Annotated in this window: 10 protein-coding genes and 1 pseudogene; 5 read left to right on the plus strand and 6 right to left on the minus strand. The window is 66.4% G+C overall.

The annotated features are described in order from the left end of the window. A pseudogene (locus ACWGID_RS08740) lies at positions 1-887 on the minus strand (hypothetical protein); the annotation flags it as partial. After that, positions 884-2,227, minus strand: coding sequence for an L-fuconate dehydratase (locus ACWGID_RS08745; protein ID WP_452195801.1), 1,344 nt, complete (start codon positions 2,225-2,227; stop codon positions 884-886). The gene ACWGID_RS08745 and the pseudogene ACWGID_RS08740, both read right to left, overlap by 4 nt. A gap of 136 nt (positions 2,228-2,363) precedes the next feature. On the opposite strand from ACWGID_RS08745, the gene ACWGID_RS08750 reads away from it, so the two are divergent. From ACWGID_RS08750 to ACWGID_RS08770, 5 genes are read left to right on the plus strand one after another with little or no spacing between them, the layout of a single operon-like run. Then, complete coding sequence (locus ACWGID_RS08750; RefSeq protein WP_452195802.1) at positions 2,364-4,739, plus strand: glycoside hydrolase family 95 protein; 2,376 nt, start codon at positions 2,364-2,366, stop codon at positions 4,737-4,739. Positions 4,740-4,764: 25 nt separating this feature from the next. Next, positions 4,765-5,757, plus strand: coding sequence for an ABC transporter permease (locus ACWGID_RS08755; RefSeq protein WP_452195803.1), 993 nt, complete (start codon positions 4,765-4,767; stop codon positions 5,755-5,757). After that, a complete protein-coding gene (locus tag ACWGID_RS08760) occupies positions 5,754-6,704 on the plus strand; it encodes a carbohydrate ABC transporter permease (protein ID WP_452195804.1) in 951 nt (316 codons plus the stop codon). The genes ACWGID_RS08755 and ACWGID_RS08760 overlap by 4 nt, the downstream gene beginning before the upstream one ends. A gap of 44 nt (positions 6,705-6,748) precedes the next feature. Then, entirely contained in the window at positions 6,749-8,434 is a 1,686-nt protein-coding gene (locus ACWGID_RS08765; RefSeq protein WP_452195805.1) for an extracellular solute-binding protein, read from the plus strand. 14 nt (positions 8,435-8,448) lie between these two features. Next, positions 8,449-9,762 (plus strand): alpha-L-fucosidase, encoded by a 1,314-nt coding sequence (locus ACWGID_RS08770; protein ID WP_452195806.1) that lies wholly within the window; start codon positions 8,449-8,451, stop codon positions 9,760-9,762. Positions 9,763-9,816: 54 nt separating this feature from the next. On the opposite strand, the gene ACWGID_RS08775 is transcribed toward ACWGID_RS08770, so the two are convergent. The 4 genes from ACWGID_RS08775 to ACWGID_RS08790 are packed head-to-tail and all read right to left on the minus strand — an operon-like array spanning position 9,817 to position 13,816. Continuing rightward, on the minus strand, positions 9,817-10,881 hold the full coding sequence (locus ACWGID_RS08775; RefSeq protein ID WP_452195807.1) for a LacI family DNA-binding transcriptional regulator: 1,065 nt from the start codon (positions 10,879-10,881) through the stop codon (positions 9,817-9,819). A 43-nt stretch (positions 10,882-10,924) separates the two neighbouring features. Continuing rightward, complete coding sequence (locus ACWGID_RS08780) at positions 10,925-11,932, minus strand: hydroxyacid dehydrogenase (protein WP_452195808.1); 1,008 nt, start codon at positions 11,930-11,932, stop codon at positions 10,925-10,927. Positions 11,933-11,957: 25 nt separating this feature from the next. After that, complete coding sequence (locus ACWGID_RS08785; protein WP_452195809.1) at positions 11,958-12,854, minus strand: carbohydrate ABC transporter permease; 897 nt, start codon at positions 12,852-12,854, stop codon at positions 11,958-11,960. After that, the gene (locus ACWGID_RS08790) at positions 12,851-13,816 is read right to left on the minus strand and encodes a carbohydrate ABC transporter permease (RefSeq protein ID WP_452195810.1); all 966 of its coding nucleotides are present in this window, start codon (positions 13,814-13,816) and stop codon (positions 12,851-12,853) included. Before ACWGID_RS08790 ends, ACWGID_RS08785 begins: the two co-directional genes overlap by 4 nt. Positions 13,817-13,831 lie beyond the last annotated feature (15 nt).

The following is a 13,831-nucleotide window of genomic DNA, read 5'->3' on the forward strand; positions in this document are numbered from 1 at the left end:
GCGGGTGTCACACTCGCGTTGTCACAGTGTCCGCGTTCAACTCCGAGTCTCGGCGGCCGTCCCCCCGGCGGGGTGTTCGGGATCGCCCGGCGCTGCCGGGTGAGCGCCGCGAAGACGCTGTCGACATCGGTCCCGGCGACAAGCGAGACCGGCACCGACGTGAACGGTGTGTCAGCGGTGACCTCGACGCTCCACTGGTGTTCGAGGTCGGTCGGTCCGCTCAGGAACAGGTAGCCGCCTCGCGCGGTCTCACCGAGCTCGTAGTGCCATGGGCCGTTGTGCTCGATCTGCCAGCCCAGTGCGTACGGCGTACTCCGGTCGACCAGGATGCCGACGGGCAAGGCTTCTCCCGTGGACCACGAGTTCGTACTGGTCACCGCGTAGCGGCTGTTGGCGACATGGTGGTGGGGGGCCCGGACGATGTCGGCCAGCACGTCCCGGAGCGCGCGTTTCGACCAACGGTTCTCTGCCATCCAGCTGCTGACGGCCGAGTGCAGGTCGGCGTCGACGGACGCGAGACCGACCACGAGTGACGACAGGCTGGTGAGCTCCAGCGAACCCGGCCCGATCATCGAGGCTTCGGTCCACGCGCGGACGCCCGCCCGTGCTTCGAAGACACTGGTGACGCGAAGTCCTGTCGCCGGCTCCTCCTGGACGACGCGCAGCGTAGGGCCCGTCTCCTCGTGCCCGACGTACCGGAGCTGCCCACCGAGCACCGTGCCGACGTGACGATTGCTCGAATGGCCGTGCCCCACAGCCGTGACTTCGACCAGGGGCTGGCTCGGATCAGCTCCGGCAGGGGCGCCGGCGGTCAGGCGGACGGGCCCGTCGTCGAGGACGAAGGTCAGGGCGAGCTCGGGTGTGGTCCAGTGCAGCAGATGTGTCATAGGTCCTCGGTTTCTCGTACGCCGGCCCAGTAGCTGCCGTCCGGAAAGCTGTAGGTCTCGATCGACTCCCGATACATCTCGGCGCTGTAGCCCGGGTCGGTCGGCAGTACGTACGCGCCGTTGCGTACGACGCACGGGTCGACGAAGTGTTCGTGGAGATGATCGACATACTCCGTGACCCGGCCGTCGAGTGAACCCGAGACGGCGATGTAGTCGAAGATCGCGAGGTGCTGGACGAGTTCGCACAGTCCGACACCGCCGGCGTGCGGGCAGACCGGGACGTCGAACCAGGCTGCCAACAGGTAGACGGCGAGTACTTCGTTGACGCTGCCGAGCCGGGCCGCGTCGAGCTGGCAGTAGTCGAGAGCGCCGGCCTGGAACATCTGCTTGAACAGCACCCGGTTCATGCCGTGCTCTCCGGACGCGACCCCGATCGGCGCGACGGCCTTCCGGATCGCGGCGTGGCCGAGGACGTCGTCGGGGCTGGTCGGTTCCTCGATCCACAACGGGTTGAACTCGGCCAGTGCCTTGACCCACTCGATCGCGTCCGGCACGTCCCACACCTGGTTCGCGTCGATCATCAGGTGGCCGTCCGGTCCGAGGACCTCGCGTGCGATGCCGCACCGGCGGACGTCGTCGTTCAGATCGGCGCCGACCTTGAGTTTCACGTGCTTGTAGCCGGCGGCAACGGCCTCTTCGCACAGCCTGCGCAGCTTGGCGTCGGAGTACCCGAGCCAGCCGGCCGAGGTGGTGTAGCACGGGTAGCCGCTGCTCTCGAGTTCGTGTATCCGTTGCTGTCGGCCACTTTCCTTGCCGGCCAGCAAGGTGATCGCCTGCTCGCGGGTGAGAGCGTCCGTGAGGTAGCGCAGGTCCGCGGCGTCCACCAACTGCTCCGGCGACATCTCGGCCAACAAACGCCACAGCGGTACGCCGGCCCGACGGGCCGCGAGGTCCCACACGGCGTTCATCACCGCGGCCAGCGCGAGGTGCACGACGCCCTTGTCCGGCCCGAGCCACCGCAGCTGACTGTCGGCCTGCAGTTCCCGGTAGACCGCGCCCAGGTCACCGCACAGCACGTCGACGTCACGCCCGATCAAAGGTTCGGCGCGCTGCCGTGCGGCCGCGACGCACAGGTCGTTGCCGCGCCCGATCGTGAACGTGAACCCGTACCCGGACACCGCCTCGTCACCGGTGCTGCCTGTCTCGTCGGTGTCGTCGGTGTGCAGCACGACGTACGCCGCGGAGTAGTCGCCGTCCTTGTTCATCGCGTCGGACCCGTCCTGGGTGAGCGACGTAGGGAACCGGACATCGACGACCTCGACCGAGGTGATGCGTGGCATGGCGGCCTCACTGTCAGAAATAGATGGGATCTTTTCTCAATTTCGACGGGTTTCAGTATGGACCACATGCGGCGACGGCGCTACGATCCCAAAAATTCGTGGGATTAATCCTCGTCTTCTCGACGGAGGCTGAGCAATGAGCTACCTGGTGAGCTCTGATCGGTCCGGTCAGCAACGGCTCTGGTACGACCGGCCGGCGGCGACCTGGCTGGAGGCGTTGCCACTGGGCAACGGCCGGATCGGCGCGATGTGCTTCGGAGGTACCGCGACCGATCGCATCGCGCTCAACGACGAGACGCTGTGGTCGGGAGGCCCGGAGACCGCGCGACTGTTGTCGGCGCCGATCGGGGCGATCGGTGCGGACGCCGTGCAAGCGGTCCGCGATGCGTTGTGGGCGGGCGACATCCGGCGCGCACACGAACTCGCGCGCGGCTTTCACTCGGGCTACTCGCAGGCATACCTGCCGCTCGGGGACCTCTTGCTCGAGACACGCGTCGGCGGGTCCGCACCGACGGACCAGGCCGTGGCGGCATACCGCCGAGCGGTCGATCTCGACTCGGCGGTGGCGACGACGCAGTACGAGATCGACGGAGTGCGTGTTGTCCAGGAGGTATTCGTCAGCGCACCCGGCTCTGTGCTCGTCCTGCGGCTGACCGCGTCCGCGCCGGCTCTTGCTCTCACCTGCCGGCTCTCGTCACAACTCGTGTCGCGCGGGCATGAGATCGAGGAAGGCCTCGGACTGCTCCTGCAGGCGCCCGCGGACGTGGCGCCTCCACACCGCGACGTTCCAGAGCCGGTTCGGTACTCCGACGGCGCCGATCGTGGGATGACGGCGGCGATCGCACTGCGAACGATCACCGACGGCGTGGTCCGGTCGACCGACTCCCGGCTGGCCGTCGACGACGCGACCGAGATCGTCCTGGTGCTGTCCACCGCCACCGGGTACGACGGACCGTCGACAACACCGACCCGCACGGCCACCGAATGCCTGGCCCGGGCGGACACCGCGGTCACGACCGCCCTGCGCCGAGGGTTCGCGGACCTCTTGGACGATCATCTGCAGGACCATCGACGGCTCTTTCGCCGTTCGTCGCTGGAGCTCGTGGGGCTGTCCGAGGAGTCGCGGCAGCCGACCGATGTGCGCGTGACCGGATCGGTCGACGCCGACGATCCCGCACTGGCGGCCCTGGCGTACAACTACGGCCGCTACCTGATGATCGCGAGCTCACGACCGGGCGGCCTGCCGACGAATCTGCAGGGCATCTGGAACGACATCCTCCGGCCGCCGTGGAGCTCGAACTTCACCGTGAACATCAACACCGAGATGAACTACTGGCCGGCCGAGACGACGAACCTGTCGGAGTGCCACGAACCGCTGCTCAGGTTTATCGATCATCTTGCCGAGGCGGGTCGCAGTACCGCCTGGCAACGGTACGGACGCGGTGGCTGGACCGCGCACCACAACGCGGACGCCTGGTGCTGGGCCAACCCGGTCGAGGGCGATCCCCGCTGGTCGAACTGGCCGATGGCCGGCGCATGGCTTGCCCGGCATCTGTGGGACCACTACGAGTTCACCGGCGACCTCGCGTTCCTCGGGGAGTCGTGGCGCACCTTGCGCGGTGCCGCCGAGTTCTGCCTCGACTGGCTGGTCGAGCTGCCGGACGGCGCTCTCGGTACGGCGCCGTCGACCTCGCCGGAGAACGACTACATCGCCGCGGACGGGCTGCCCGCGTCGGTGACGGTCTCGTCGACGATGGACCTGGCGCTGATCTCGGATCTCTTCGACAAGGTGGAACGAGCCGCGTCATTGCTGGAGGTGTTCGATCCACTGGTCACGGAGATCGCGGCCGCGTGCAAGCGGCTGCCGGCACCGTCGATCGGCGCGCGGGGCCAGCTGCAGGAATGGGCCGCGGACCTGCAGGAAGAGGACCCGCACCACCGGCACATGTCGCACCTGGTCGGCGTACATCCCGGTGACACGATCACGCCCGGTACCACCGCGGCGCTGGCAGCAGCGGCCCTGCGCACGCTCGACCTGCGCGGTGACGAGGCGACCGGCTGGTCCCTGGCCTGGAAGATCTGCCTACGCGCGCGGCTTCACGACGCGGTGGGCGCACACCGGCTGATCAGGGCGTTCCTCCGGCCCGCGGAGGACCGGGCGACCGGACGTGTGGGAAGCGGCGCAGGCGTGTATCCGAACCTGTTCTGCGCGCATCCGCCGTTCCAGATCGACGGCAACTTCGGTGCGACCGCCGGTATCGCCGAGATGTTGTTGCAGAGCCACAACGGCGACATCGCGCTGCTCCCGGCCTTGCCTCCCGCGTGGACCAGCGGTCGGGTGACCGGTCTGCGAGCTCGCGGCGGTGTGGCCGTCGACATCGCGTGGACGCCGAACGGGATCGAAGCGGTCCTGACCGCGGATCGCGACCAGGAACGAACCGTCCGGTTCGGCGACGACCGGACACGGGTCCAGTTGACCGCGGGGATCGGTCATCGGCTGAGCACGGCATGACCACGGCACCCAAGAAGGAGGTTCGATGGCAACCCTGACCACGGTCCGGCCACCGGCCGGTGAGACGCCCGCACGACGTACGCGGCGACGGCGGCGCGAGCGCCCGGGCATCGAAGGACTGCGCCGCAGCCTGCGACGGCACTGGACCCTGTACCTGTTGATGGTCGTGCCGCTGATCTGGTTCGCGGTGTTCAAGTACATCCCGATGTCGAACGCCGTCCTGGCGTTCAAGAGCTACAACGTGGTCAAGGGCATCTGGGGGAGCCCCTGGGTGGGCTGGCAGAACTTCGATCTGTTCTTCCACAACCCGGTGTTCTGGACCCTGGTGAAGAACACCTTCGTCTTGTCGGTCTACACCGTCGCCGCGAGTTTCCCGCTCGCGATCGTCCTCGCGCTGGCGCTGAACGAGATCCGCAACGGGCTGTTCAAGCGGACCGTGCAGCTGGTGACGTACGCGCCGTACTTCATCTCCACGGTCGTGGTCGTCTCGATGACCATCCTGGTGCTGTCACCGCGGCTGGGGATCGTGAACGAGGGCCTCGGTTTCTTCGGGGTGCCAGGGGTCGACTTCCTCGGCAACCCGGATTACTTCCGGCACATCTACGTGTGGTCGGACGTCTGGCAGACCACCGGGTACTCCGCGGTGATCTACCTGGCCGCGCTGGCCGGGATCGATCCGGCGTTGCACGAGGCCGCGCGGGTGGACGGTGCGAGCCGGCTCCAGCGGATCCGGCACGTCGACCTGCCAGGCATCCTGCCGACCGCGGTGATCATCCTGGTGCTTGCTGTCGGCAACATCATGGCGATCGGGTTCGAGAAGGCGTTCCTGCTGCAGAATCCGCTGAACCTGAGCGAGTCCGAGATCATCGCGACCTACGTGTACAAGACCGGCCTGCTGAACGCCGACTTCAGTGGGGCGACGGCGGTGGGCCTGTTCAACTCGGTGATCAACCTGGCCCTGCTCCTGATCGTCAACGCCATCGCCAAGCGGATCACCGGGAACGGACTGTGGTCATGACGACGCTCACCGAACAACGCCCGGCGACCGGAAAGAAGGACGAGCGCCGCGATGCCCGGGAGCGCCGGATCCGCGAACCGCGTACCGACCGGATCTTCCTGTTCTGCGTGTACCTGCTGCTGGGCGTCTTCCTGCTCGTGGTGTTGTTGCCGTTGCTGTACATCGTGGCGAGTTCGTTCAGCAGTCCGGAGGCGGTGTCGTCCGGGCGGGTGCTGTTCTGGCCGGTCGACTTCTCGCTCCGTGGGTACCACGCCGTCTTCGCGAACCCGCAGATCATCCAGGGGTACCTGAACTCGCTCTTCTACACCGTCGCCGGCACGATCGTCAGTGTCACGATGACGATCGCGATCGCCTACCCGCTGTCGCGTCGTACGCTGGTCGGCCGGAACGTCGTGATGACGCTGATCCTGTTCACGATGCTGTTCACCGGCGGCCTCGTGCCGACCTACCTCGTGGTCCAGTCCGTCGGTCTGCTCGACACCCGCTGGGCGCTGATCATCCCGCAGGCGATCGGTGTCTGGCAGGTGATCATCGCCCGGACGTACTTCCGGACCGCGATCCCGGACGAGCTCGTCGAGGCGTCCCAGCTGGACGGCTGCGGCGACCTCCGGTTCCTCTGGTCGGTGGTGATCCCACTGGCCAAGCCGATGATCGCGGTGGTCGCGCTGATGTACGCGATCATGCAATGGAACTCGTACTTCGACGCGCTGATCTACCTGAAGAATCCGGACCTGTTCCCGCTGCAGCTCGTGCTGCGCAACATCCTGATCCTGAACACGACCGGTGGTGGCGCCGTCGACGCGTCCGTCGTCATCCAGCGTCAGCAGCTCGCCGACCTGCTCAAGTACTCGCTGATCGTGGTGGCGAGTGTGCCGGTGCTGCTGATCTACCCGTTCGTCGCCCGCTATTTCACCAAGGGAATCCTGATCGGCGCCGTCAAGGGCTGATCCCCGGTACCGCTCTGCCTTGTCCCAATCTCTGTGAGGAAGCCATGTCCGTAAAGCTCAGTAGGCGGAGGCGTGCCGCGATCGTCGGCACCAGCCTCCTCGCACTCGCCCTCGCGGCCTGTTCCGGAGGCAGCTCCAACGATCCCAGTAGCAAGCCGTTGCCGACCATCAGCGGCAACCCCGCGGTCACCCTGAGCGTGTTCTCGCCGCAGTCGGCCGACTGGAACCTCGCGACGAACGACTTCACCAAGCTCATCCAGCAGAAGTTCAACCTCACGATCAAGTGGCAGACCACCACGTTCGACGGTGGTCCGGCCAAGGAGAAGCGGCAGATCTCGCTCGCCAGCGGTGACTACCCGGATCTGTACCTGCTGATCCCGTGGGTCGACCAGTTCACCCAGGCCGACCTGCTCAAGCTGTCGAACCAAGGCGTCGTCGTGCCGCTCAACCAGCTGATCGACCAGTACGCGCCGAACATCAAGAAGGCGCTGGACGCGACGCCTGAGTGGAAGGCGATGGCCACTGCGCCGGACGGCAAGATCTACGGCATGCCGCAGTGGGTGGACTGCTTCCACTGTTCGTACCAGGACAAGCTCTGGATGAACTCGGCCTGGCTGAAGAAGCTGGGGCTGCAGCAACCGAAGACCACCGACGACATGCGCAAGGTCCTCGAAGCCTTCAAGACCCAGGACCCCAACGGCAACGGGAAGGCCGACGAGATCCCGCTCAGCGCCTCCGTCGGGAACTCCCTCATCCCGTACTTCATGAACGCCTTCATCTACGACCCGCAGGGCACCAGCGGCAACAACAGCTCGACGCTGGTGCTGAAGGACGGCAAGGTCGACCTCCAGGCGAACAAGGACGGCTGGCGCGAAGGCCTGCGGTACATCAACTCGCTGTACAAGGAAGGCCTGATCGACAAGGGCGCGTTCACCCAGAACGGGGATGCGCTCTTGCAGCAGGGCAACCACACCGGCTCGGTCATCCTCGGTTCCGCGACCGTGCTGCACTCGGGTCAGTTCGTCAACATCGGATCGGCAGACGGCCGGGACAAGCAGTACGACGTCGTACCGCCACTGACGGGGCCCCAGGGCGCGAACTACACGGGCTACAACTTCCCGAGCGTGCCGGGCGCCACCTTCGTGCTGACGAACAAGGCGACGCCCGAGCAGCAGATCGCCGCGATCAAGCTGCTGGACTACATCTTCACCGACGAAGGCCAGATCAACGGCCAGTTCGGGCTGGAAGGCAAGGGCTGGACCAAGCCGGGCCCCGGCGACGTCGCGCTCGACAAGTCGCTGAAGCCGGTGTTCAAGCAGATCCCGCAGAAGCCCGGCACGCCACCCCGGAACACAGCTTGGCAGGCGCTCGCGCAGTACAACAACACTGCTCATTTCCGGAACTCCGAAGCCATCGGCACCGACATCCACTCCCAGCCGGGGTACGAGCGCAAACTGTTCGAGGCGACCAAGCTGTACGCCGGCCACGAGGACAAGGCTCAGATCTATCCGTTCTGGAAGGTGTGGATCGATCCGGCCCAGGCCACCGAGGTCGCGACGCTGCAGACCAACATCGAGAACTACGTGCAGCAGAACGCGCTCCAGTTCATCACCGGTTCGAAGAACCTAGACACCGACTGGGACAGCTACGTCAAGGGCCTGGACAGCCTCGGCCTGAAGCGTTACCTGGAGATCCAGCAGACCGCGTACGACAAAGTCCCGAACAAGTAGACGAGGAGTGACCTGTGCCGTTCGACGCATCTTTTGATTCCCTGGCCACGTTCGAATGCCCTGACTGGTTCCGGGACGCGAAACTCGGCATCTGGTCGCACTGGGGTCCGCAGTCGGTGCCGCGGTACGGCGACTGGTACGCGCGCAACATGTACCGGGAGGGCAGTGACCAGTACCGCTACCACCTGCGGACCTACGGGGATCCGTCGGAGTTCGGGTACGACGACGTCGTACCGCTGTGGAAGGCCGAGAGGTTCGATCCGCACGCCTTGATGGAGCAGTTCGTCGCAGCGGGTGCACGGTATTTCGTGGCACAGGCCGTGCACCACGACAACTTCTTCAACTATGACTCGACCGTGAACGCCTGGAACTCCGTGAAGGTCGGTCCGGGCAAGGACATCGTCGGGCTCTGGAAGGCCGCGGCCGACGATGGCGGGCTGCCGTTCGGCATCACCGAGCATCTCGGCGCCTCGTTCACCTGGATGAAGGCCACCGAGGGCGATGTTGTGCCGGATCCCTGGTACACCGACGATCCCACCTTTCATGAGTACTGGCTCGAGTCCGTGACCGAGATGATCGATCGGTACGAGCCCGACCTGCTGTACTCCGACGGGCCCTTGCCGTTCGGCGAGCAGACGTACGAGCCGGGTCTGCGCGCGGTCGCCCATCTCTACAACACCAACCCGCGGGCCGTTTACCAGCAGAAAGACCGGCGCCGCGAGGTGAGCGCCGTCGGGATCATGGACATCGAACGGAGCCAGACCCCGGGGATCCACCCATCGCCCTGGCAGACCGACACCTCGGTCGGGGACTGGTTCTACAACGTCCGGGACGTCTACAAGACCGCCGGCCACGTGATCGAGATGCTCGTCGACATCGTGTCCAAGAACGGCAACCTGCTCCTCAACGTGCCGCAATTGCCGGACGGCACCCTCGACGCCGAGTGCACCGACATGCTCGAGGAGCTGGGTGCTTGGACCGCGCTGTGCGGCGAGGGAATCTACGGCACGCGACCGTTCCGGGTGTTCGGTGAGGGAGCGTCCAACGTGCTGATCAAGGGCTTCACCGAGGACCGGGTGCCGTGGACGAGTTCCGACTTCCGTTTCACCCGCCGGGACAACACGGTGTACGCGTTCCAACTCGCCTGGCCCTCGGACGGCCGCGCCGTGATCCGCAGCTTCGTGGACGACCGGGTGACCGGAGTACGGCTGCTCGGGCACGGCCCGGTCGAGTTCCAGCAGGCCGAGGGCATTCTGGTCGTCCGGCTGCCCGAGACTGCTCCGGTCGCCGTCGCGAACTGCCTGGCCGTCGAACTGCAAGCCGGCTGACCGCGAGTTGACCCGCCCTGCGATCTGCGAGCCGGCAGGGCGGGCCGATCCGGCTTACCGCGCTACCGGAGGCGGGCCGGCGGAGTCGCGGATGATCACATGGGTACCGATCACGGTGTGCTGATTCAGCGCGTGCCGCTCGCGGTTCAGGGCATAGCGTACGGCGGTCCGCCCGAGCTCCTCGTAGTCCACGTGGACCGTCGTGAGCTCGGGCGTGACGTCTCTGGCCAGTGGGATGTCGTCGTACCCGACGACCGAGACGTCCTCGGGCACCCGGAGGCCGGCTTCGCGGAGAGCGACGAGCACGCCGCTGGCCACGACGTCGGTCGCAGCAAAGATCGCGGTGAACTTCCGGTCGCGGGCAAGGAGCTCGCGAGTCGCCTTGTATCCGGACTCGCGGTCGAAGGTGACCGCGCGGGTGCGGTGCGGCGTCGTGGACAGGCGGTGTGCCTCGTGCGCGCGCTCGAACCCGCGGAGCCGTCCGTCGATGGTGATGTGGCTCGTGACGCCGCCGCCCAGGAAGGCGATGTCGCGATGACCCAGTGAGATCAGGTAGCTGGTCACCGCGTAGGCGCCGCCTTCGTTGTCGTACTCGACCACTGTCGCGGGGACATCGGAACCGAGCGGTGGACGTCCGCAGAGCACCAGGCGGGACCCGGACTTGTCCAAGGCACGGGCAGCCTGCGCCATCCGCTCCACGTAGCTTCGGCTGTCGCTGCCGCCGCCGACCAGAACCACCGCCTCGGCCTGCTGCTCGCGCATCAGCTCGATGATCTCCAGCTCGCGGTCCGGATCGCCGTGACTCGTGCAGACCAGGCACAGCCGGCCCTCCGCGGTCGCCTGCTGTTCCACGCCTTGACCGACGTAGGCGAACGCAGGACCGACCAGGTCGTGGACGATGAACGCCACCGTCTTGGTGCCCCCGCCGACCAACGCCCGCGCCTGGGCGTTGATGACGTAGTCGAGCTCGCGGACGGCCTTCATCACCCGCGCGCGAGTCGCCGCCGACACCGGGTAGTTGCCGGCCAGCACCCGGGACACCGTGGTGGCGGAAACCCCCGACGAGGCGGCGACGTCCTTGACCGTCGGACGCTCGCCAGAGGTCGGCTGTCGTGCCACCCACGGCCCCTTTCGGAGAGAACAGGAACAGGTCAACCCTAGGCTAGGCGACGCGGTCCAGATCGGAGGCCACGATCGCGTGTGCGAACGGCCGGCCGTCGAGGAAACGCTCGAGCTCGTCGATCACGCAATCGCCCATCCGTGCCAGTTCGTTGCCGTGCGAGCCGGCGATGTGCGGTGTCAGGAAGGTGTTGGGCAGCTCCCAGAGCGCGGAGCCGGTGGGTAGCGGCTCGGGTTCGGTCACGTCGAGTACGGCGTACAGCCGACCGGCTGCGAGCTGCCCGATCAGCGCGTCGGTGTCGACGAGGCTGCCACGTGCGGTGTTGATCAGGGTCGCCCCGTCCCGCATCAGCGCGAGCTGTTCGGCCCCGACGAGCCGATCGGTCCGCGGATTCGCAGGAGCATGCACACTGACGACGTCGCTGGTGCGCAACAACGTGTCCAGATCGACCAGATGTACGCCGAGCTCGGCAGCAGTGGCGGCATCGACGTACGGGTCGGACAAGCACACCTCGAGATCGAACAGACGGAGCAGTTCGATGACGCGGCGGCCGATCCGGGAGGCGCCGATCACTCCGACCGTACGACCGTAGTTCCCGATTCCGCTCTGTACTTCGGCCAGGGTGAAGTGTCTGGTCGCGTGGTACTGGTCGCGGAGCCGGAACACGTTCTTGCCGGCGAACAGGATCGCCGCGACGGCGTACTCGGCCACAGGTACTGCGTTCGCCTCGGCGGCCGAGGTGATCGCCAGGCCGCGTTCCCAGCAGGCCGGAGACAGGAGCGACTTGACCGAGCCGGCGGTGTGCAGGACCGCCCGCAGCCGGGGTGCCGCGTCGAGGACTGCCTCGGTGATCGGTGCGCAACCCCATCCGGTGATCAGGAACTCGGTCGAGGCCAGGGCGGCCATCACCTCGGCGGTGTCGAACCGCTCGGCGATGACGGTCTGATCGATCCGCACGAGCTGCTGCAGCCGGTGCATCGCCCGTGCTGGGTACAGATCCGGCAGGTGGTGTGTGCCGAGGGCGAAAAGTGCCGCGGGGCGGTCAGCCACGGGCTCCTCCGTTCATGAGTGGAAGCTATTTCAGGCTGCCCAGCGTGATGCCGGAGCGCCAGTACCGCTGCATCGCCAGCATCAGGGCGACGATCGGGATAAGCGAGACGATGGCCCCGACGATGACGAGCCCGGTCAGGTCGACCGACTGGTCGACCTTGATGTTGAGCCAGGAGTACAGGCCGAGCATGATGGTCCACTTCTGTTCGCCGCGCAGGAACACCAGCGGCCCGAAGAACGAGTTCCAGGAGCCGACGAAGCCGAGCAGGAAGATGGTCGCCGACCCGGTCGTCATCAGCCGCGCTCCGATCGTGAAGAAGGCGCGGTACTCGCCGGCTCCGTCGACCCGGGCCGCCTCGAGCAGCTCCGGCGGGACCGCGCCCTCGGCGTACACCTTGGCCAGATAGACCGAGAAAGCGCTGAAGAAGTGCGGCACGATGATCGCCCAGGGCGTGTCGACCAGGTGCAACCGGGTGTAGAGCAGGAACGAAGGGATGGTCAGCAGTGCGCCCGGGATCAGGAACGAGGCGATGATGCAGCCCATCAGGATTCCGCGGCCACGGAACCGGTACATGGCCAGGGCGTACCCGCAGGCCACGCAGATGACAGTCATGCCGAGCGTCCCGGCGACGCCGTACAGGAGAGTGTTCGCCATCCAGCGCAGGAAGATGCTGTCGTGGTAAGTGAACAGGTCCCGGGTGTTGTCGAGGAGGTGGAAGTCGGCGAACCACAGGCCGTTGGTCGTGTAGAGGTCGCGCTGGTCCTTGGTTGCGGAGACGATGAGGAACCAGACCGGTGCGATCGAGTAGATCAGGAAGAGGACGAGGCCGGTCCAGACCAGGATCCTCGACAGCTTGGACGGGTGGTGACCGGCCGGGAGGTCGTCGTCCGGCCGGTGTCTGCGGGCGGTGGTTGTGGTCATGCGGGAGCCTTGTTCGTGAGTTTGTAGAAGGTCGCCGAGATCAGACCGACCACGAGCGCGAGGACGATGGACAGCGCGGCGGCGTAGTTGAAGTCACCGACCGCGAAGGCCTGGTTGTAGATGGTCATGATCGGGGTGAAGTCCTTGGTCACGGTCTCCGGAGTCATCGAGCGGAACAGCAACGGTTCGCTGAAGATCTGGAGGGTTCCGATGATGCCGAGAACGCTGACCAGCACCAGGGAGCGCCGCACGTACGGCACTTTGATCGACCACGCGATCCGCCATTCGGACGCGCCGTCGACCCGGGCGCTGTCGAAGATGTCGCGCGGCACGGCCTGCAGGGCGCCGTACACGATCAGCATGTTGAAGCCGATGCTGCCCCACGCCATCAGGTTGCCGACCGACACCCAGATCAGCCCGCTGCTGTAGAAGTTCGCGTCGATGCCGAACAGCTTGAAGAACGGTGTGAGCGGACCGACGGCGGGGCTGTAGAGGTAGATCCAGATCAGGGTGGCGACGATGCCCGGGCTCATGTACGGCACGAGCATCGCGATCCGGAGCTTTCCGGCGACCCGGCGGCGGACCGAGTCGAGCAACAGCGCCAGCGCGAGGCTGGTGGCCTGGATCAGCGGGATGACCACGATCGCGAACAGCGCGACCCGCCACAGGCTGCCCCAGAACTTCACGTCGTGCAGGGCGCGGTCGAAGTTCTCGAACCCGCTGAAGCTGACGGTTTTGACGCCGAAGCCGAGGCCCGAGCTCTTTGCGGTGTAGAGGCTCTTGCTCAGCGCCATGATCACCGGGACAACGGTGAAGACGACGAACCCGGCGAAGAACGGCGCAGTGAACGACGCGCCTTTGAGCGCCACGGTACGGCGCCAGCGGCCGCCGGAGGAACGGATGTCCCCGGCCCGGTCGGCAGGTGACGCGGTCGACGGCTTCGGTTTCAGATCCAGGGACATCCGTACTCCTCGAAT

It is taken from the genome of Kribbella sp. NPDC054772 (genome assembly GCF_053611945.1).